Consider the following 21,018-nt stretch of genomic DNA (forward strand, 5'->3'; position numbering starts at 1 on the left):
TGGTCTTTTTGGACGGGACCGGTCGCGCGCCATACCCCCTCTTTAGACACCGGGGCCTCCGAGTCCGTTGGTCCCGTTGCCCGGAGACAGCGCGGCGAGCGTGGCTGGAGACGGTTTGGAGACAACCCGCCGCACTCGGTAGCCGGTGGGGTGGGCCGGCCGCAGCAGTCGTCTACTGCCTCGCAAGTGGGGAGCGAAAGTGGGAGCGGGTGGGGGAGCCGTATTCGCTCCCAAGCGCGGTCATCCGACTTGATCGACTGGGATGCTGTTGCCCTTTACCTGTGCAAACGTTGAGCACGCGGCGTTTCCGGGCCGCCGTAACCTTGGTTGTGGTCCCGGGGGTCGCGGGTTCAAGTCCCGTCGGTCACCCCATAGGTAAGACGGAACGTAAGGCCCGGTCATTCGACCGGGCCTTACGTCGTCTGATACCCGATCGCGGTCGCCGATCGTCATCGATAGCCTCCGGACCATGGATATCCTCAAGCCGCTCGTCCTGCCGGTCACGAATCGTGAAGCGGAACGGCACGGCACCGTGGACCTCTATCCACCCGACGACGTGACGACCCCGCGGCCGGCGGTGTTGTTCGTGCACGGCGGACCGCTCCCGGCCGAAATGAAGCCGACGCCGCGGGAGTGGCCGATGTTCCAGGCCTACGGCTCGCTGGTTGCCGGCCGTGGCGTTGTCGGCGCCACCGTCGACCACGGCCTGCGGACGCCCGCCGATTATGCGACGCCGGCTGGTGACGTGCGGGCCGCGGTGGAGTTGATCCGGGCCGACCCGCGGGTCGACGGCAACCGCATCGCCCTCTGGTTCTTCTCCGGCGGCTCCCCGCTCAGCGCCGACTACCTGCGCGAGCCGCCGGCCTGGCTGCGCTGCGTCGCCTTCAGCTACCCGCTGCTGGCGCCGTTGCCGGGCTGGCCGAGTGACCCGCGCTTCCTGCCCGCCGAGGCGGTGACCGGGGCCGGCGACCTGCCGATCGTGCTCACCAGGGTCGGCCGCGAGGACCCGGCGGTGCAGGAGACCGTGCGGGCGTTCGTCGACGCCGCGAAGACCCGGCTCGACATCGTCGAGGTGCCGAACGGCCAGCACAGTTTCGACATCAAGGACGACGAGGACGCCTCCCGCGCCGCGATCCAGCGCGCCGTCGATCTGGTGCTTGCCACCATGAAGTGATCAACGACGCCTCGCGGGTGCCCTTTTTCAGGGATGTTGGCCTTTCATCGAGCGTCGGAGGGGTCTGATACCCGATCGCGGCCGCCGATCATCGTCGATGGCCTCCGAGCCATGGATATCCTCAAGCCGTTAGTCCTGCCGTCACGATCCGCGACGACGAGCGGCACGGTTCTGTCGATCTCTTTCCGCCCGACGACGTGACGACGCCGCGGCCCGCGGTGCTGTTCGTGCACGGTGGCCCGCTTCCGGCGGACCTCCGGTTCCGGACGGTCACCACAGCTTCGACGTCAAGGACGACGACGACTCGTCCCGCGCCGCGATCCCGCGCGCCGTCGACCTGGTGCTGGCCACCCTGAAGTAACTAGCCGTAGCGGCGGATCACGTCGGCGACGCGCGCGAGGAAGGGTCGCCCGAAATCGGACGCGCCGTCGACGGCGATCACCGCCAGGTATCCGTGCAGGCGCCACAATTCGCGGCGTGACGGGAAATCCGGATCGATCGGCGTCACCGAACGGTAAGCGTCGAAAACGGTCGGCGGTACCGGCGCGAAGTAATCCAGCAGCGCCAGGTCCACCTCGGGATGGCCGTAATAGGGCGACACGTCGAGCAGGTAGGCGCCGTCGGGGGCGGTCAGGAAATTGTTCTGCTGGGCGTCGCCGTGCAGCAGTGCCGGGCGCATTTCTGGCCCGCACAACAACGGCAGGCGGTCGATCACCCGGGACACTCCGGCGGATAGCGCCGAATCCAGATGTCCGGCATCAACGGCCATCCGCAGCAGCGGCAACAGGCGGCGGGAGGCGTAGAACGACGGCCAATCCGGGCACGGTCGATTGTCCTGTGGAAGCGGCCCGAAGAAGCCGTCGAAATCGAGACCGAAGCTTTCGCCGTACACCCGATGAAGCGTGCCCAGCACGCGCCCGATGGCGGCCCACTGCGCGGGAGTGCGCTCGGAGATCTCCGGAATGGCGATTTGCAGCAGCAGGGTGCCGCCAGCCACCGGGACCTCTCCGATCGGCGTCGGAACCGGCACCCCGTGGCACCGGAGAAGTGACAGACCGCGCAGCTCGGGAGCGGTTTCGCCGCCGGTGTTGAGCTTCGCGAAAACGTCGATCGGCGAGCCGCGGAAGATACCGCAGCGATGCGAGGCGCGGTCGCCGAGATCGGTGAAACCGGTGGCGCGCCACGGCACACCGAGATGCGAGGCCACGACCGGCTCGATCAAGGCGAGAAACTCACGCATAACCCAGCGAATGTACGCGGTGGGAACCCCCCAACCGCAGCAGCCGCCGCTCCCGACTGCTCGCCATGATTCCGCTGGTGCGGGCCGGGGCCGAGCAGCGCTGGCCGTTCTGAGGCTGCCCGGCCCCGGGAAAACCGCAACTAGCGCGGGCCGCCGCTGGAGGTCTGCGTGCCCGCCGTGACGGTGGTGGACTGGGTGCCGGAGAGCGTGCCTCCGGTGTAGAGCCCGCCGCCGACCGCGGTGCCGGAGACGGTGCCGCCGGTGTAGATCGCGTAGGTGGTGCCGCGCGTGATCTGGCTGGACGAGAAGATGATGCCCTTGAAGATCTTCGACGACTGGTACGACGCGATCTGCGTGCCCGAGGTCGTGGCCAGGTGCACCACGGTGCCGGCCGCCTGGTTGGCGCTGAAGGTCACCGACACCCAGCCCTGACCGGAGGTGGGCAGCGTGCTCGTGCTGGCGCTCAGGCCGGAGGAGACCAGCGTGCCGGCCGTGATGGTCAGCGCGCCGTTCGAGTCCAGACCGCCCTCGCCGCCGCCACGGGTGGGCGACCCGGCGACGATCACGTTGCCGCCGCCGATGGCCAGGGCGCCGTTGGAGTCGAGACCGTCGGTGCCGCCGCTGACGATCACCGTGCCACCGGTGATCGAGATGAGCGCGTTCGGCGAGTTCTGCATCTCGCCGTACGTCGGGTCGGAGGCGTTGAACGCGTCGTCGGTCGCGGTGGAGCTCACGCTGCCGCCACTGACGTAGATCTTCAGGCCCTCGACACCCTCGTACGACTTGGTGACGTTGACCGTGCCGGCACTGACCGTGACGGTGGTCTCGCCGTGCACGCCGTCGTCGGCGCTTGCGATCTTGGTGGTGCCGCCGTCCACGGTGACCGCGGCGTCGGAGTTGATGCCGTCGTCGGAGGCGTCGATGGTGTTGGTGCCCTCGCTGATCACGACGAGCACGCCGGCCTTGAGACCCTTCGTCGACGTGTCACCGGGAGTGACCGTGCTGCCGCCACCGGACTTGGTGGTCAGCACGCCGCCCGAGATGATCACGTCGGTCGAGGCCTGGACCGCGTCGCCGGTCGAGGTCAGGTTGACGGTGCCGCCGGCCAGCGAGACGTACCCGCGGGTGGTGTCCTCGTCGTTGTCCGACTTGATGCCGTCCCCGCCGCCGGTCGCGGTGATCGTGCCACCGGTGACGATCGCGTAGTCCTGGCCGCGAATGGCGTCGTCCTTGGCCGTGACGGTGATCGTGCCACCGGTGATGACCAGGCCATCGGCGCTGGAGATGCCGTCGTTGCCGTTGCCGGTGACGGCCAGCGTGCCGGTGCCGTCGATGGTGAGGTCGGCGGCCGAGTCGAGGGCCGCGTTCGCGTTGGTGGACCCGTCGGTGAGCCGGTTGGTGGAGCCGGCCTGCAGGAACACCATCACCTCGTCGGCGGCGATCACGTTGACCGCGGCCGCGGTGCTGTTGGTGACGGTCACACCGTTGAGGATCAGCCGTACGATGCCGGTGCCGGTGCTGTTCACCACGATCTGCCCGTTGGTGAGCGAGCCCGAGAACCGGTAGGTGCCGGCCGCGCCGACCGTGACAGTGCTGCCCGAGACGGTCACGTTCGAGCTGGTCGAGGTGGCGCCGGTGCCGGTCAGGGTGACCGTGGCGACGTCCGACTCGTTCCAGGTGTGATCGGCCGTGCTGTCGTGACTGGCCTGGTTGGCCGCGAGCGCGGTGGCGGCGGCGGGGCCCGCAGCCAGCGTCGTGACCGGTGCGGCGCCCGCGATGGCCGTGCCGCCCGCCCAGATGGCCAGGGCGGTCGCGGTGAGGACGGCGGGGGCTACCGCGCGTCTGCGCAGTGGGGTGCGTGACATGGGGGTTTTGTCCGATCGTTGGGGTATGGGTGTCTGGCGGCGCGGGTGTTCGCGTCGCTCGTGGTGCCGTGATGGGGAGTGTCAGACGAAGTAGCGGCGCAGCGTCCGGCCCCAGCGGTTGGCCGGGAGTTCCGGGCGCAGGGCGGCGAGGCCCGTCGCGTACTTCGAGATGCGGACCGGACGGCGGCCGTCGGCCCAGAGCAGCCGGTCGACCGGGGACGCGGCCGACCGGGTCTTGGTCTCGACGATCGCCAGCTGGGGCAGGTGCAGCCCGAAGCCGGACGGGTCCGTCCAGCTCAGTGACGTGTCGATGGTGACCCGGGAGTCGTCGGCGAAGACGTGCAGGGTGGCTCGCCGATAGTTGGTGGTCAGCACGGGGGTGAGTGATCCGACGGAGGTGCCGAGGATGTCGTCCACGAACCAGCGACCGGGTGTCACGGTCTCGTGGTCGCACGTCTGGTACGGCAGCCGGTCCTTGACGGTCCCGCCGCGGTACCCCTCGGTCTTCACCTCCAGCCAGCACAGTGCCGAGTCGAGATAGGTGCGGGTGCGCACCTTGAACCGGCGGCGCCGACGGTGGGCGGCGAGCCGGAAGCTGATCAGATCGTGGGTGTCGAAGTAGGTGGACCGGTAGCGGAAGGTCCGTTGCCCGTCGATCTCCAGGACCCGGGCCTGGCCGCCGAGCCGGGCCGGCAGGTCGAGCGCCTCGCTCAGGGGCAGCACGTATTTGCGGTCCACCCGGGTCTGCAGCGAGGCTTTCTCGAGCAGCTCGTCCAGTGAGATCGGCTCGAGCGTGGCGAGCGCGCTCATCGGGCCGCCACCACCGCGCGGTCCCGGGAGGCGTGCGAGTAACGAACGTCGACGATCGTGGTCTCGTTGACCAGGTCGACCCGCTCCACGACGGCGGAGTGCACCCGGGCGCCGAGGAGCTGTTCGAGCTGGGCGATCAGCGCGACGTGGTCGGTGATCGCCGAGTCGAGCACCAGCGTCTGGCGGCGATAGGTGCGGAACAGCTTAGGATGGTCACCGAAGTACATAACCGTCAAAATCAGCGACATCAGCGCCGGGCTCAGCCAGAACGGTCCGGAGTTCAGCGGCCCGAGGATGCCCAGGGCGAGCGCCGAGAAGTAGTAGGCGACCTCGCGCTGGTCGACCTCGGTGGAGCGGAGCCGGATGATCGAGAGGACGCCGAAGAGGCCAAGTCCGAGGCCGGCGCCGACCGTGCTTTCGCTGAGTGCGCCGGTGACGGCGAGCACGCCGACGTTGACGCCGAGGTAGGCCACAACCAGATCCCGGCGCCGGTGCCGGGGGAAGTAGAGGCCGAAGACCAGTATCGACACCGCTACGAGATCGATCGCGAACAGTGCGAGCCGGTGCATCTTGGGCGACCTCCTGCTAATCCCGCTTCAAACAACGGGTGAACTATCGATGAACGTCGATAGTCAGGTTAGGTCGAAGATGCTCGAAACAACCTAAGAATCACCTGTGAATCAATAGCCGCCCATCGATGCACCCACACCGTTGCCGGTGACCAGGAAGACGGACTGCGGCAGCAGGCCGCTCGGCGGGCGCGGGCCCTCGGCGGTTTTCGGGTCGGTCGAGCCGAAGACGAAGGCCCAGTCGTTGCGGCTGAGCTGGGCATTCGCGGACACGGTCACCGGGTTGTCGGCGGCCGCGTTGGACCGCAGCAGAACGGGCGAGTTCGGGAAAGCGAATCCACTGCCGCCGTTGTGCCAGGCGGTGTTATTACTCATTTGGACTGCCCCGGTCGCGCCGTCGTCGGTGAAACCGCTCCCGCTGTTGCTCCAGGACGCGTTGTGCCGCAGCTTGTGCGCGGCGGCCACGTCGCTGCCGGCCAGCGCGAACCCGGTCTGGTTGCGGAAGGACCAGTTGTACTCGATCGCCACCGGGTCGGTGAACCCGCCGAGGTCGAATCCGGCGGCCCGGTTGCCGTACGCCCGATTGCCTCGCACCAGGTTGCCGGCGCCCGCGCCGAACTGGATGCTCAACCCGGAGCTGGAGTTGCTGAAGTCGCTGTCCAGCACCTGGTTGTTCGCCGTGCCCGGGTTGCGCAACATCAGACCCGCGCCGGCGTTGTCGTGCATCGACAGTCGCCGGAAAACCACGTCATGACAGGCCAGGCAGACGTACGCGTGACTGCGCGCCCCGGTCACCTCGAGCCCCTGCACCGTCCAGAACGCCGCCGACTGGGTGATCGCCCACTGGTTGGCCGGGATGCCGGACACGTCGATGACCGGCTTCTCGTTCCCGTAGTTGGTGAGCACGATCCGCTTGGCCGCCGTGCCACTGACCTCGATCGAGATCGCCGCGGCCGGCCGATAGGTGCCGCCGCGCACCGCGATGGTCTGCCCCGGCTTGACCGCGGCGACGGCCTTGGCCAGGGTGGCGTACGGCTTCTTGACGCTGCCGTTGCCGGAGTCGGAGCCGCCGGGCGCGACGAAGATGTCGGCTACCGGCACGGCGGCGACGGCGCTGGTGGGGGCGGGTGCGGGTGGCGTCGTCTGCACCCGCCGGGCGGTCCCCGGCTCGGCCGACCGGGTCAGCGTCGGGCTTACCGTCACCGTGTCGTCGCCGGGCGGCAGGGCCTCGTGATAGACCGCGTACGCGAGACCGCCGCCGACGGCCACGGTGGTGGCCGTCGCCACCGTCAGGGTCTTGTGCTGCAGCAGCCCGAGCAGCGAGAACTTGGCCGGCAGCGCGGTCGCCTTGAGGCCGGCCAGCAGGCCGACCGGCACCGGCAGCGCACCCATGCCGAGCAGCAGCTCCTCCGGCGCGACCAGGCCCGAACGGCGCGGTTCGCACATCGGGCATTCGCGGATGTGCCGCACGAACCGCTTGCGCCACAGTGGATCGGCCACCCCGTTCCACCGGCGCAGCTGATCGGTGAGTTCCGGGCAGCGCGGCCGGGCGCGCAGCGCCCGCACCACCCCGCGGGCCGCGTCGAGCTGCGCCTTCATCCGCTGCACCCGGACGGCCGCGTGCTTGGGCTGCACCTCCAGGGCCTCGGCGAGTTCGGTGCGGGTGAGCTCGCCGCTGGCCTCCTGCCACCACAGCCCGAGCAGCCGGCGATCGCCGTCGTCGAGCCACCGGGCCGCCTCGGCCAGCTCCCGCCGCTGGTCGGCGACGACCATCTCGGCCGCGGCGCGGTCGGCGAAGTCGCCGCGCGGGTCGGCCACCTCGATCGGCTCGTTCACCCGGCGCATCCGGGTTGCCTTGCGGGAGCGCAGATAGAGCTGGATCTGCCGGTACGCGATGGACACCAGCCAGGAGCGGAAGCGGTCCGGGTCGCGCAGCCCGGACAGGCCGCGGACGGCCCGCAGCATGGTCTCCTGCACGAGGTCGTCGACGTCGGGGTGACCGGCCAGCGCCCGCCCGATGATGTTGTAGACGAGCGGCATGTGGAGCGCGATCAGCTCGTCGAGAGCACCGCCACTGCCGTCCTGCGCATCCCGGACGAGCCGGGCAACCTCGGGAGCGATCTGACTCTGAGTCACCATGCGCCCTTCCTCTCGTGGACGCGGTCGAGGCGACCCACGACATAGACAGTTGTCGCTACAGCGAACGCAGGGGAGTGGCATGAACTGCGACAACGGAAGACGGCGCCATAGTTACACGCCGATCCCGGGAGCGACAACCAAGAAGTTTTCGCGGTTTTTGTTGTCGCCCGGCCCGCCTCGCATCTACCTGGGTGTCGCCTTCCCCCAGGTGGCAACACGCATGGTGACGGATTGGGAGCGCTCCCATACGGTCTGTCACCATTTAGGCGAGAGGAACGGACTGTTGTCCACAAAACGACGGATATTGGTAGCCGCGCTGGCAATCGGCGTCCCCACGGCCGCCATCGTCTATGCCGCCCTGCCGTCCTCGGCGGCGACCCTTCCGGCCGCGGGCAGCACCTATCAGCTGGCGGTCGCCAAGAGCGGCAAGTGCATCGACGTCACCGCCGGTTCGAAGGACAACAGCGCGCTGCTTCAGCAGTGGGGTTGCACGACCGGCGCGGCCTGGCAGCAGTTCAAGCTGACGGCGGTGTCGAGCTCGCAGTATCAGCTGGTCAACGTCAACAGTGGTAAGTGCATCGACATCCCGGCAGCGTCCAAGACCTCGGGCGTTCAGGTGCAGCAGTACACGTGCGTGTCGTCGCAGTCCAACCAGCTGTTCACGCTGACCGCCAACGGCACCAACACGTTCCAGATCGTCAACGTGAACAGCGGTCTCTGCCTCTCCGACCAGGGCGCATCCACCGCGTCCGGGGCCGCGATCATCCAAGAGACCTGCACCTCCAACTCGAACAAGCAGTGGGCGTTCAATGCCGTCGACGGCGGCTCGACCACCGCTGCCACGGTCGCCGCCGACGGCACCGGGCAGTACAAGACGGTCCAGGCCGCCATCGACGCCGTGCCGGCGAACAACACCACCCGCCGGACCATCACGATCAAGGCCGGGACCTACCGCGAGATCGTCACCATCCCGGCCAACAAGCCGTACGTGACATTGCAGGGTCTCGGATCATCGGCGGCCCAGACCGTGATCGTGAACAACCACAGCTCGGCCGGCGGTTACGGCACGTCCGGCAGCGCCACGGTCTTCGTCAACGGCCACGACTTCGCTGCCACCAACCTGAGCATGTCCAACGACTACGGCGAGGGCAGCCAGGCGGTGGCCGCCAACGTCAACGCCGACAAGTCGGTCTTCAACAACGTGCGCTTCCTCGGCGCCCAGGACACGCTGCTGGTCAACGCCGGCCGGTCGTACTACACCGGCTCGTACGTCGAAGGCACCGTCGACTTCATCTTCGGCGGCGGCACCGCGGTGTTCAACGCCTCGTCGATCTACGAGAAGCGCTCGACCGGCGGCCCGATCACGGCGGCGAAGACCGATGCGGCCAACGCGTACGGCTTCCTGTTCTACAAGAGCACGATCACCGGCGCCGCCTCCGGCAAGACCCAGCTGGGCCGCCCGTGGGGCGCGGACGCGCAGGTGCTCTACCGCGAGTCGTCGCTGAGCGCCGCGCTCGCCACCGCCCAGCCGTGGATCGACATGTCCAGCAACTCGTGGAAGAACGCGCGCTTCTACGAATACAAGAACACCGGCTCGGGCGCGACCACCAACAGCAACCGGCCGCAGATGTCCGACTCGACGGCCGCCAGCTACACCCCGCAGAAGTACCTTGCCGGCACGGATGGATGGAACCCACTGTGAGCGCGAGGAGTGAGCCGGTTTTGCGAGCCCCGCAGTCGCGAACGAAAGGTGACTCAGTGAGAAAGAAACTGATCTTCGGGGCGGTCGCGGCCGTCGCCGTTCCGGCCGTGCTGGTCGCGGTCTCGATGATGCCTTCCGAGGCGGCCACGCTGCCCGCGGCGGGCGGCACCTACCAGCTCGCGGTCACCAAGAGCGCCAAGTGCATCGACGTCACCGCCGGCTCCAAGGACAACAGTGCGCTGCTTCAGCAGTGGGGTTGCACCGACGGCGCGGCCTGGCAGCAGTTCAAGCTGACCGCGGTGACCAGCTCGCAGTACCAACTGGTCAACGTCAACAGCGGCAAGTGCATCGACGTGCCGGCCGCGTCGAAGACCTCAGGTGTGCAGCTGCAGCAGTACACGTGCGTTTCCTCTCAGTCCAACCAGCTGTTCACGCTGGTCGCGAGCGGCACCAACACGTTCCAGGTGATCAACGTCAACAGTGGCCTGTGCCTGAGTGACGCCGCCGCCTCGACGGCGAGCGGCGCGGCGATCATCCAGGAGACCTGCACGGCCAACACCAACAAGCAGTGGGCCTTCAACGCGGTCTCCGCCGGCGGATCGACCGGCGGCCGCACCTGGTCCAACACGGCCGACGGCTTCGCCTCGACCGGCGGCGGCACGACCGGCGGCGCCGGCGGCACGACGGTCACCGTCACGACCTACGCCGACCTGCTGAAGTACGCGACGGCCAGCGCTGCCTACGTGATCAGGATCAGCGGGACGATCACCGTGCCGACCTACGGCTACGAGATCCCGGTGACCAGCAACAAGACCCTGATCGGGGTCGGCGCCACCGGGCGGATCAAGGCCGGCGGCATCTTCCTCGGCACCGGCATCCACAACGTGATCATCCGGAACCTGACCATCGGCGACACCGCGATGACCGAGGACGACCCGGACGACAAGACGTACGACTACGACGGCATCCAGATGGACACCGCCGACCACGTCTGGATCGACCACAACAAGTTCCAGAACATCAACGACGGCATGATCGACAGCCGCAAGGACACCACGTACGTCACCACGTCCTGGAACATCTTCGGGGCGCACAACAAGACGTACGGCATCGGCTGGACCGACAACGTCACCGCCCGGATGACCATCCACCACAACTGGACCCAGGCCTCGACGCAGCGCAACCCCAGCACCGACAACGTCCTCTACGCGCACCTCTACAACAACTACCTGCAGAACATCACCTCGTACGGCAACCTGTCGCGCGGCAGCACGAAGATGGTGCTGGAGAACAGCTACTTCGACCACGTCAACAACCCGTGGAACATCGACGACACCACCAAGGGCCAGCTCAAACAGTCCGGCAGCATCGCCGTGAGCTGCACCGGCAAGCAGGTGAGCGGCGGCTCCGCATTCACGCCGAGCAGCTTCTACTCGTACACCCTGGACCCGGCGGCCGACGTGCCGTCGCTGGTCAAGACGTATTCGGGCCCGCAGGCGAACATCGCCATGTAGCTGTTACTCGGGGATGAGGGGAGACGCCGGCCGGAGCGGAAAAGCTCCGGCCGGCGTCGCACTCCGTACACGTCCTGGTCGGACACCGGGTCTAGCTTTCCGCCCGTGCCATCACGAACATCTGGCGCAACGACGACCTCGACCGTCCTGGTCGCCGGCGCCCTCGGCTCTCTCAGCCTGCAACTGTTCGTCATCCCGCTGGTGTTGCTGCCGCGCAGCAACGCGTACGGCTGGCTGCTGGTCCCTCTGGTGCTGACCAGCACGCCGTTCTGGTCGATCCTGCACGAGTCGATCCACGGCTCGCTGCTGCGCGACCGCACCTGGAACGATCGCCTCGGCCGCGCCCTCGGCATTGGTTACGGCGCGCCATTCATCCTCTTGAAATCCGGACACCTACTGCACCACCGCTTTTCCCGTACGCCGAGGGAGCGCACCGAGGTGTACGAGCCGGCGAAAACCACCTGGGCGGCCCGCGCACCCGGCTACTACCTGCGGTTGTTCGGCGGCCTTTACCTGGCCGAAGCCGCCTCGGTGATCCTGGCCCTCGCGCCGCGGCGGCTCTGGCACCGGCTGCGCCACCTGCTGGACACCCCCGACACCGTGACCGCGCTGCTGTTCGACGCGATCACCGGCCGCAAGCTCGGCCGGTTCCGCCTCGACGCGATCCTGATCGTGCTCGCCTATGCGGGCGCGCTCACCGCGTACGGCCCGCACTGGTGGATGTTGCTCATGGCACTCGCCGCCCGGGCCGTCCTGGTGTCGGTCGCCGACAACGCCTACCACTACGAGACAGCCCTGGACGAGCCACTCGAGGCAATGAACCTGCACCTGCCCCGCACGCTCGAGTCGTTCGTGCTGGCCTTCAACCTGCACGGCGTCCACCACAAACACCCGGGCCTGGCCTGGCCCGACCTACGCGGCGCCTTCGAGGCGGACGGCGGCCGCTTCGAGATGGGCTGGTGGCGCGCGGTGGCCCGGCAGATCCGCGGGCCGATCCCGGCGGATTCGCCGCGGCTCAGAACCAGCCTGCCGGCAGTGGACGAACCGCGGACGAGCTCGACGCCGAGTCCGGCAGGTCGATGGTCGCGGCTCTAGATCATTCCACTCAGCAGCGCGGCTCCCATTTCGGTGAGCGAGTGGTTGACGCTCATGCCGTTGCGGATGCTCAGCACCAGACTGGCGCGTCGCAGGGCCGCGCAGTGCTCACTCGCCGACGCCACGGAGACCTGGATCGTCCGGGCGAGGTCGGTGGTCGTGCACGGTCCTGCCGCCAGAACCTGGAGGATGGCGGCCCGGGCGCGCCCCATCACGGGCGCAAGCTCGACGAAGGACCGTTGAGTGCCATTGCCCAGAGCGGTCCAATCGGCGGCCACCGGATAGAGGACGACGGCCGGCTCGTCGTCGAATTCGGCGACCCAGATCATCGGGTCACGGGCGAAGAACGAGGGGACGAGCACGAGGCCCCGACCGTTGACGGAGAAAGCCGAGGTGCCGGTGGTCGGATTATGAATGGGGCACGGCCCCCATTGACGCGGGTCCAGGCCGCATGCCATATGTAGCGTCAGGAATGGCGGTTCCCAGGTGATGAGCGGATGCAGATTCCGCAGCAACCAGTCGACCCCGTTCTTGGCGAGTCTCCGCCGCTGCTCGACAAAGCCGAGATAGCTGTGGCGCACGTTCAGGTCCCATTGGGGCGCGACCACGTTGCGATGATAGATCGTCAGGGTTTTGGCGATGGTCGCCATCGCGTCTCTCGGGCCGCCTCGCAGTTCACTCTCGATTCGTGCCGGTTCTCCACCGTTCTGCGCGAGAAAGGCCAAATCGCGGTCCATCGTCGACCGGGGCGTCGCCAAGAACGCATCCAGCACCGAATCGATGCTTTCCGTGTGCAGGGCGTGGCGAGTGATGACGTCCGTGTCCGTGAAAAGCCGGGTGCCCATCACGTTCATGATCGGGGCGGCCGCCCGGCCCAACGCCCGGGACGAGCGTGTGCGCCAGCCCTGCAGGAACGGGTCGGTCGTGGTCTCGCGGAGCAGGATGGTGCTCGCCATGATCTCCATGACCGGGTTCGGCTCAGGCAACAAACGGATCTTGCCGATGTCCTGCGGCGTCAGATGCATGCGGGCGACTGCCATGGGTCCCACCTCGTAAACCGTTGAGAAGGCCGATCCTCGTTCCCGGCCACGCATTGGCGAAAGCCTTTCGGGCGTCACTGATCTCTCGTCATCTGGAAGCGGCGAGCTTTTGGGTAGCGCTCCGGCTTGATCGAATTACTTTCTGCGGTGCCGCCCCGGATAGCGTCGGTGTTTGTGCAGGCTGATCGACGTCGCGACGGAAAGGGCGAGAACCGTCCAGATGTGGATGGGCCGTAGGCCACGCGCGTTCATGTCTGTCTCCCGACTCGGCGTCTCAATATCATCATCGACCGGTCGGTGTCCGCCGCCGGCCGGCCAGCAATCGCATTGAAGTCCACGATGGCCCGCGCCGGCGAGGCTTTTGGCCGTCGCCGAAATGCTTGCGCTCACGGCTCGGAGAAACCAACGCGGCCCGTTTTCCGAAGCAGGGCGGCTCGGACAGCGAAGGATCTCTCTAGAGAGAGGCCGCCCCGTGATAGAAGTATTGGCCCAGCCCGACCGTGAAGATGGTTATGCCGTAGAGGGCGTGCTCGACCGACACCACGAGCAGGGAGCCGGTGCGCTGGTAGCGGCGGGCGAACAGCCAGCCGCCCGCGATCGTGGCGAGCACCGCGAGCACGTTGCCGAACAGCAGGTGGGCGAAGCCGAATGCGGCCGCGCTCGCCGCGGCGGCGGCCGGGCCGGTCCCGAAGACGGGCTCGTAGCGGCGCAGCAGGAACGCGCGGAACAGCAGCTCCTGCGGGTACACCGAGACGAGCGGATAGAACACGATGATCAGGAGCCAGAGCAGTGGCTCCCGGCGTGGCAGGTCGAACAGGTGGTCGCGGTCGAACGCCGCGACCGCGACCACGGCCAGCACCGAGACGACCGCCCACAGAAGGAGCACCCCGGGCAACGCCCGCAGCGCGCCGGCGCGAAGAAGGCGGACGCCGGCGCGCCGCAGATAAACGACGATCAACCCGGCGGCCAGCAGTAACACCGGGATCGGGCCGCCGGGCACGTGGATCGCGATGTAGAGGCCGACGAGTCCGAAGAAGACCAACACGTACTCGAGGAGCCGCATCGGCCGGACGGTAACCGGCGTGGGTAACCCGGGCGGGGAGCCCGGGTTACCGCCGGTGATCAGGTGAGAGAGCAGACCGTGCCGTTCAGGGTGAAGGCGGTCGGCAGGATGTTCGGGCCGCTGTAGGCGCCGACGAAGCCGACCGAGGTTGCGCCGCCGTTTGCGGCCAGCGTTGCGTCGCTGGTCACGCGCACGTCGGCGCCGGTCTGGGTCCAGGTGGCGCTCCAGCCGCTGCTGACGCTCTGCCACGAGGTGGGCCAGGTGTAGGCGAGGGTCCAGCCGTTCAGCGGGGCCGCGCCGGTGTTGGTGATGTCGATCTGCCCGACGTAGCCGCTGGCCCAGTCGTTGGTGTCGGCGAACTTCACCGAGCAACTGCTGGTCGTGGGCGCGCCGGTGGTGAAGGTGAGCGGCGCCGACGACCACGACTGGTTGCCGGCCGCGTCGCGGGCCAGCACGTTGACCGTGTAACGAGTGCCGGGCTGCAGGTTACGTACCGTGAAGGACTTGCCGGTGGTTTCGCCGAGCTGTTCGCTCACCGCGCCGTTGGCGCGATAGATCTCGAACTTTGCGGCGTTCCCGGTCCAGCTGATCGTCGCGGTGCGGTCGGTGACCGCCGAGGCGGCGAGCTGCGACGGCGCTTGCGGCGCGGTCGCCGCGGCGGACGGATGAAGGGTCAACAGCGTCAGCGAGTACGCCGGGAGCGTGCTCGCCGATCCCGCGTGCGCGGCCGTGTCGCCGTTGCCGTAGGTGAGTACGGTCGGGGCCGCCGACGACGGGGTGTAACCGCTGTAGTTCAGCGCCACGTCGTGGGCCGAGGACGGGTCCTTGTTGATCAGCAGGACCGACAGATCGCCGTTGGGCCGGCGGGCCGCGTGTGCGGTGATCAGCGGATCGGAGGTGGCGGCGCGGATCATCTGGTCGCCCGGGTGCAGGAACGACGAGAGCAGCTTCAGCGCGTGGTACGGCGCGAACGGTGTGTTGAGCGCCGGCTCGCAGACCGAGTTGTCGGCCGTGCAGGTGCCGCTGGAGAGCAGCCCGAAGTCGTTGTAGTCCTGCTGGCCGGCCACCGTGGAGGGGGTGCCGATGCCGTTGTGGACGTTCCACCACTGCACCGTGAAGACGCCGTTGGCGATGAGGCTGGAGTACGCGTCGGCCAGGAAGATCGCGCCGGGCTGGGTGTTCTGGCCGACCCCGACGTTCAGCTCGGTGAGGCTGATCCCGATCTTGGCGGCGTTCGGGCCGGCAAAGGAATCGATCTGCTGCCGCAGCGCGTAGACCGTGTCGTCGAGGTACTGGGTCTTGCCGATCGCCTCGGCCGCGGTGCTGCCGCCCGGGTACCAGTGCACGTCGGCGAAATCGATGTGCGGGCCGGCGATGGCCAGTACGGTCTGGTTCCAGGTGGCGCTGTCGCCGGCGGCGACGATCCCGTCCGGCCAGTTCGCCGGGGTGGTGAGCACCGCGCCCACCTTGATCGTCGGGTCGACCGCCTTCATCGCGTCGGCGTAGGCGACCACCTCGTTCGCGTACTGGGTGGGGCTCAGGTCGGTGTGGTCGTCGGCCTCCCAGGCCGATCCGTAGCGCCCGTTGCCGTAGTTCTCGTTGCCGATCGTCCAGTATTTGGCCGCGTAGCCCTTGGTCACGTTGGCGTACCGGACCCAGGCGGCCGCCTCCGATGCCGAGCCGGTGCCGTAGTTGGCGATGATCATCGGCTCGGCGCCGGTGCGCTTGGCCGACGCGATGAAGGTGTCGAAGTCGGTGTTCGGGGCGACATAACCGCCGGGTGCGGTGTGCGTTTCCCAGTGGTAGATGTCGGCGTAGGAGCCGCCGGGGTAGCGGATCATGTTGACGCCGGCGTCGCCGAGCAGGTCGGCCACGGCGTTCGTGCCCAGCTGGGAGTCCCAGATGGCGTCGTTGACGCCGAGCGCGGTGGCCGGGACGGTGGCCAATCCGGCGCGGGCGTTGACGGTGACGCTGACCGGTGTGGTGGCGGCGAAGGCGCCCTGCGCCGGTGGCGCGACCAGGGCGGTTGCGGCGAGCAGGGCTGCGCCCAGTGCCGCGCGACGGGGAATCGCGGACTGCATGGCTCTCCAGGTGGGTGAATGCTAAGAGGATATGGGAGCGCTCCCATTCTGCGTTTGACAACGAAAGCTGTCAATGGCGCGGGCAATTCCGGTGATCCCGGGAATTCGATGTTTGAAATACGGTGAGGGCCGCACCCCGGATGGGATGCGGCCCTCGGCCATTACTGCTTTCAGAGATGCATTACTTCTTGGCCGGGAAGTGCGGGCCGGGGTGACCCGGGCCGCCCGGGAAGCCGGGGCCGTGACCCGGGCCGCCGGGGAAGCCGGGGCCGTGACCCGGGCCGCCCGGGAAGCCCGGTCCGTGGCCGTGGCCCGGGAAGCCGTGGTTGTCCCAGCGCACCGACAGTGCCCACCAGCCGCGCTTGAAGCCGAACGGCACGCGGTAGCAGGTGTAGTCGTCCCAGCTGTTGCGCCACTCGCCGAAGCGGCCGGCCTTGTTGCAGGCGATCGGGCTGCGGTAGTAGTTGACGACCCGGGCGCGGTAGGACTGCTTCTCCGCGGCCGAGGTCGTGGACTTGCTCGCGGACGGGGCCGGCGAGGCCGCCGAGGCCGACGCGGCAGCGGCCGGGCCGGCGCTGAAAGCCAGTGCGGCAACCGCGGCCATTCCCGACATCGCGATCATGCGTGCTGCTTTATTCATCGATCCACCTCTTCGTATCCGGGTTTTGCCGATGTGAAGATCATAGGTAATTCACGGCATTTGTCCGGAATAAAACGCACACCCGAATAGGTGATTCGATCAAGTGACTATTTCGATTCATAAAAATGTGGTCCGGCGGCAAAGTGCCGCCGGACCTGCGGTGATTCCACCGTTCGTACGAGTCAGCTTGTCGGTTTGGCCAGCAGGCAACCCGACACGGTCAGATCAATGGTGCGGCTCGCGTTGACGCAGGTGGTGAACCAGTACGTCTGCTCGCCGTAGCTCTGCCCCTGGTAAACGTGGGTGGTGCCGTTGGCGTCCACCTCGCACGGGTTGTTCAGCGTGCAGCTCGCGCCGTCGTCGTTGCCGGTGTTGTTGATGCCGACGATCTGACCGCTGGTCGCGTCCACGATCGGCGAACCCGAGGTGCCGTGGATCGTGTCGCAGTTCGCGTCGTACTTGATCGAGTCGGACCAGGTCCAGTCGCCCTCGCGCAGCTGGTACACGAAGCTATTGATCTTGCAGTTCCAGATCTCCTTCCAGTAGCTGGAGGGAATGTCGATGCTGGAACCGGCGGCCGGCCGGCTGCTCGAGATCGTGTACGGAGTGGCCCCGTACCGGCTGGACAGCGTCGCAAACGTCGAGCTGAGCCGGTAGAGCGTCACGTCGGTGCCGGTCATCGTGGCGTAGATGACCCGGTCGGCACGGACCGTGCCGAGCGCGGTGCCGGCCGAGTTGAGCAGCGAGCCGCTGCGCGTGCTGGTCTTGTTCTGGATCACGACGCCGGCGCCGGGCATGCCGCCCTCGTAGCAGTGTCCGTTGGTGAGCATCATCGCCCGGTCGGTGCTGACCGAGGTGGGGAAGCGCACCAGCGAGGCCGAGCAGTTGCTCAGCTTGATCGTGTTGGCGAGGGTGGTGGCCGCGATGGTGGGGGCGGGGGCGGCCTGAGCCGCTGAGGCGGGTCCGGCGAGGATGCCGGTGGCGGCCGCGATGGCGGCAGCACTGAGTGCGATGGCCCGTCGTAGGCGCATGAAGGGTTCCTTCTGCTCTTCGGGGTAGGGCGCGCGTGACGGGTCGGCGACACGCTGACACCAGGGGTGTCCGTACCTTTGCATCGAGATTTACCGATGTCAATCACCTAGCATGTGTCGATGCGCTTCGATGGAACGAGCTTCCGACGCGTCCTCGCTCTGCTGCTCGGCATGCTCCTCGCCACCACCGCGCCGACACCGGCGTCGGCTACCACCAAGCCGGTCTCCCCGCCGCAAAGCCATGCGAAAACCGTCTCCTTCGATCAGTACTCGATGATCATCGGAGGGGAGCGGACCTTCATCTGGTCCGGCGAGATGCACCCCTTCCGCATCCCGAGCGCCGAACTCTGGCGCGACACCCTGGAGAAGATGAAGGCCACCGGCTTCAACACGGTCTCCTTCTACTTCAACTGGGCCTACCACTCGCCGGCGCCCGGGGTCTACGACTTCACCGGCGTCCGCGACATGGACCGCCTGCTCACCATCGCCGAGCAGGTCGGGCTGTACGTGATCGCGCGCCCCGGCCCGTACATCAACGCCGAGGTCGACGGCGGCGGCTTCCCCGCGTGGCTGTCCACCCAGGCCGGCAAGGCCCGCACCGACGCGCCCGACTACCTGGCCGCCACCGACGAGTGGCAGACCGCTATCGACGCGATCCTGGCCAAGCATCAGCTGACCAACGGCACCGGGTCGGTCATCCTCTACCAGGTCGAGAACGAGCTTGCCGCCACCGGCACGACCCAACGGAATTACCTGCAGCACCTGTACGACAAGGCCCGCGCCGACGGCATCTCGGTGCCGATCTTCCACAACGACAAGGGGCGCAACGGCTACTGGGTGCCCGCGTCGTCCGGCGTGCCCGGAACCGTCCCCGGCCCGGTCGACATGTACGCGTTCGACGGCTATCCCGGCGGCACCTGCCACACCGACGGCTCGGTCGGCTCGCCCAGCGCCGCCCCCGACTGGGGCATCCAGGGCGCCGGCGGGGCCAAGGGCGGCGCCACCGCCTCGCCGAACACCCCCGGCTTCGTGGCCGAGTTCGGCGGGGGCTGGTTCGACTACTGGGGGAGCGTCGGCACCTATCCGTGCACCGGGGTCCGCCAGGGCAACGGCTACGAGCGGGTCTTCTACGGCGCCAACATCGCCAACCGGATCACCGTGCAGAACTTCTACATGACGGTCGGCGGCACCTCGTGGGGCTGGCTGCCGGCGCCGGTCGTCTACAGCTCCTACGACTACGGCGCGGCCATCGGCGAGTTCCGCGAGCTCAAGGCGAAGACCGAGGCGTTGCGGGAGCTCGGCTACTTCGTGCAGACGGTCAAGCCGCTGACCAAGGTGGAGAAGGGCGCCGACGTCGCGGCCTCGTCGGCGGCCGTCCGGATCGAGCACACCGTCAACCCGGACACCGGCACGAACCTCTACTTCGCCGTGCACAACCCGTCCAGCGCCACCACCGACGACAGCTTCACGTTCCCGATCGGTGACTACACCGTGCCGCTGCGGCTGACCGGTCAGGACGCGAAGACGCTGGTCGCCAACTACGACCTGGAGGGCAACCACCTCGTCTACTCGACCTCGGAGATCGAGACCCACCTGAACGGCGTCGCCCTGCTGCACGGCCGGGCCGGGGAGAGCGGCGAGACCGTGCTGCGCTATCCGTCCGCGCCCACGGTGAAGGTGCTGGAAGGAGCGGCTGACGCCGCCTACGACCCGGCCACGGGAGATCTGCGGATTTCTTACGCTCATTCCGGATTGATTCGGGTACGGGTGACCGCGGCCGGCCGGGCGCCACTGACCTTGCTGATCGCCGACGAGGCGACCGCGGCCACGTTCTGGCGGGTCGACTCGACCCTGGTGCGCGGGCCGCAACTGGTCCGGTCGGCCCGATCGCACGGCGGCGTGCTCCAGCTGACCGGCGACACCACGGCCGCGTCCGCGCTCGAGGTGTGGGGGCCGCCGCTGTCCCGGGTGGTCACCTGGAACGGCGCGCCGATCGCGGCGCGGCCCACGTCGTCGGGGAGTCTTCTCGCCGTACGCAAGCTGGACGGGCCGCGGCAGATCTCCCTGCCCGCGCTGACCACCTGGAAATACTCGGCGGAATCGCCGGAGGCGACCGCCGGTTTCGACGACAGTGCGTGGCGCGTCGCCGACCTGACCAGCACCAACAGCACCACGAAGCCACCCGCCGGGCAGCCGGTGCTGACCGCCGACGACTATGGCTTCCACCACGGCGACGTCTGGTATCGGGGGCATGTCACCGGCTCGCTGCCGTCGTCGCTGTCGCTGGATTACGGCGGTGGCGGCGCCGGCCTGCTGCAGGCCTGGCTGGACGGCGTCTACCTGGGGCAGAACGTGTTGCCGACCGGGCTGGCGTCGCCGCCGACCCGGGGCACCGCGACGTTCGCCGTCCCGGCCGAACTGCAGGGCGACGGCGATCACGTGCTGTCGGTGATGGTGCGCAACGACTCGCACAATGAGGACGGTGGCGTCAACGACGCGCACAAGGAGGGCCGCGGCCTGATCGGCGCCTCGCTGGCCGGGGCGACCTGGCGCATCCAGGGCGGCGCGCTGACCGATCCGGTGCGGGGACCGCTGAACAACGGCGGCCTGTACGGCGAGCGCAACGGCTGGCACCTGCCCGGCTTCAAGGACCGCTCGTGGACTACCCGGACCGTCCCGGACACCACCGCGGTGGCCGGCACCTCGTGGTACCGCACCGCGTTCGACCTGCGGATCCCGGCCGAACTGGACGCGTCGATCGGCCTGACCATCGGCGATCCGTCGGTTCCCCGATCCGGCGGCCACTACCGCGTGCTGGTGTTCCTGAACGGCTGGAACCTCGGCCAGTACATCGCCGACGTGGGCCCGCAGCACACGTTCGCACTGCCCAACGGCGTGCTCGACCCGCACGGCCACAACACTCTGGCCCTCGCCGTGACCAGCGACGGCGGCGCCGCCGACACCCTCGAGGGAGTGAAGCTGACCGCGGTGTCGGTCACCCGCCGCTAGCTGCGGCGATATGTCCAAATGAGATAAGGCCTGGCAGCGGGGCAGA

At 68.2% G+C, this 21,018-nt stretch carries 15 protein-coding genes; 5 read left to right on the top strand and 10 right to left on the bottom strand.

From position 1 onward, the window contains the following. The first annotated feature begins 469 nt into the window (after positions 1–469). Positions 470–1,174 carry an alpha/beta hydrolase gene (locus AB0E90_RS20960; RefSeq protein ID WP_360407819.1) on the top strand — a complete coding sequence of 235 codons (705 nt, stop codon included), beginning with the start codon at positions 470–472 and terminating at the stop codon, positions 1,172–1,174. Between the two features lie 361 nt (positions 1,175–1,535). Here the strand turns inward: AB0E90_RS20960 and AB0E90_RS20965 are convergent, their stop codons facing one another. The 5 genes from AB0E90_RS20965 to AB0E90_RS20985 all read right to left on the bottom strand — a co-directional run bounded on the left by AB0E90_RS20965 (position 1,536) and on the right by AB0E90_RS20985 (position 7,797). Next, positions 1,536–2,414: a fructosamine kinase family protein gene (locus AB0E90_RS20965; protein WP_360407822.1), complete on the bottom strand. Its 879-nt coding sequence runs from the start codon at positions 2,412–2,414 to the stop codon at positions 1,536–1,538. A gap of 140 nt (positions 2,415–2,554) precedes the next feature. After that, on the bottom strand, positions 2,555–4,279 hold the full coding sequence (locus AB0E90_RS20970) for a carbohydrate-binding domain-containing protein (RefSeq protein ID WP_360407825.1): 1,725 nt from the start codon (positions 4,277–4,279) through the stop codon (positions 2,555–2,557). An 81-nt stretch (positions 4,280–4,360) separates the two neighbouring features. Continuing rightward, positions 4,361–5,089 (bottom strand): polyphosphate polymerase domain-containing protein, encoded by a 729-nt coding sequence (locus AB0E90_RS20975; protein WP_360407828.1) that lies wholly within the window; start codon positions 5,087–5,089, stop codon positions 4,361–4,363. Continuing rightward, the gene (locus AB0E90_RS20980) at positions 5,086–5,658 is read right to left on the bottom strand and encodes a DUF4956 domain-containing protein (protein WP_360407831.1); all 573 of its coding nucleotides are present in this window, start codon (positions 5,656–5,658) and stop codon (positions 5,086–5,088) included. The genes AB0E90_RS20975 and AB0E90_RS20980 overlap by 4 nt, the downstream gene beginning before the upstream one ends. A gap of 111 nt (positions 5,659–5,769) precedes the next feature. Continuing rightward, on the bottom strand, positions 5,770–7,797 hold the full coding sequence (locus AB0E90_RS20985; RefSeq protein WP_360407834.1) for a sigma-70 family RNA polymerase sigma factor: 2,028 nt from the start codon (positions 7,795–7,797) through the stop codon (positions 5,770–5,772). A 283-nt stretch (positions 7,798–8,080) separates the two neighbouring features. On the opposite strand from AB0E90_RS20985, the gene AB0E90_RS20990 reads away from it, so the two are divergent. From AB0E90_RS20990 to AB0E90_RS21000, 3 genes are all read left to right on the top strand, one after another. Further along, complete coding sequence (locus AB0E90_RS20990) at positions 8,081–9,499, top strand: pectinesterase family protein (RefSeq protein ID WP_360407837.1); 1,419 nt, start codon at positions 8,081–8,083, stop codon at positions 9,497–9,499. 56 nt (positions 9,500–9,555) lie between these two features. Next, positions 9,556–11,013: an RICIN domain-containing protein gene (locus tag AB0E90_RS20995; RefSeq protein ID WP_360407840.1), complete on the top strand. Its 1,458-nt coding sequence runs from the start codon at positions 9,556–9,558 to the stop codon at positions 11,011–11,013. 105 nt (positions 11,014–11,118) lie between these two features. Further along, a complete protein-coding gene (locus AB0E90_RS21000) occupies positions 11,119–12,108 on the top strand; it encodes a fatty acid desaturase (RefSeq protein ID WP_360407843.1) in 990 nt (329 codons plus the stop codon). On the opposite strand, the gene AB0E90_RS21005 is transcribed toward AB0E90_RS21000, so the two are convergent. The 5 genes from AB0E90_RS21005 to AB0E90_RS21025 all read right to left on the bottom strand — a co-directional run bounded on the left by AB0E90_RS21005 (position 12,105) and on the right by AB0E90_RS21025 (position 17,963). Next, complete coding sequence (locus tag AB0E90_RS21005; RefSeq protein ID WP_360407846.1) at positions 12,105–13,148, bottom strand: helix-turn-helix domain-containing protein; 1,044 nt, start codon at positions 13,146–13,148, stop codon at positions 12,105–12,107. The two genes, AB0E90_RS21000 and AB0E90_RS21005, sit on opposite strands and share 4 nt — an antisense overlap. 454 nt (positions 13,149–13,602) lie before the next feature. Further along, positions 13,603–14,211 (bottom strand): CPBP family glutamic-type intramembrane protease, encoded by a 609-nt coding sequence (locus AB0E90_RS21010; RefSeq protein ID WP_360407849.1) that lies wholly within the window; start codon positions 14,209–14,211, stop codon positions 13,603–13,605. Positions 14,212–14,270: 59 nt separating this feature from the next. After that, positions 14,271–16,292: a cellulose binding domain-containing protein gene (locus AB0E90_RS21015; protein ID WP_360407852.1), complete on the bottom strand. Its 2,022-nt coding sequence runs from the start codon at positions 16,290–16,292 to the stop codon at positions 14,271–14,273. A 181-nt stretch (positions 16,293–16,473) separates the two neighbouring features. Next, positions 16,474–16,932 carry a hypothetical protein gene (locus AB0E90_RS21020; protein ID WP_360407855.1) on the bottom strand — a complete coding sequence of 153 codons (459 nt, stop codon included), beginning with the start codon at positions 16,930–16,932 and terminating at the stop codon, positions 16,474–16,476. 182 nt (positions 16,933–17,114) lie between these two features. Next, positions 17,115–17,963, bottom strand: coding sequence for a serine protease (locus AB0E90_RS21025; protein WP_360407858.1), 849 nt, complete (start codon positions 17,961–17,963; stop codon positions 17,115–17,117). 120 nt (positions 17,964–18,083) lie between these two features. Here AB0E90_RS21025 and AB0E90_RS21030 point away from each other — a divergent pair, with 120 nt between their 5' ends. Next, positions 18,084–20,972 (top strand): beta-galactosidase, encoded by a 2,889-nt coding sequence (locus AB0E90_RS21030; protein ID WP_360407861.1) that lies wholly within the window; start codon positions 18,084–18,086, stop codon positions 20,970–20,972. Positions 20,973–21,018: the final 46 nt, after the last annotated feature.

Origin of the sequence: Actinoplanes sp. NPDC026619 (assembly GCF_040638295.1) — a bacterium.
Classification (GTDB): Bacteria; Actinomycetota; Actinomycetes; order Mycobacteriales; family Micromonosporaceae; genus Actinoplanes.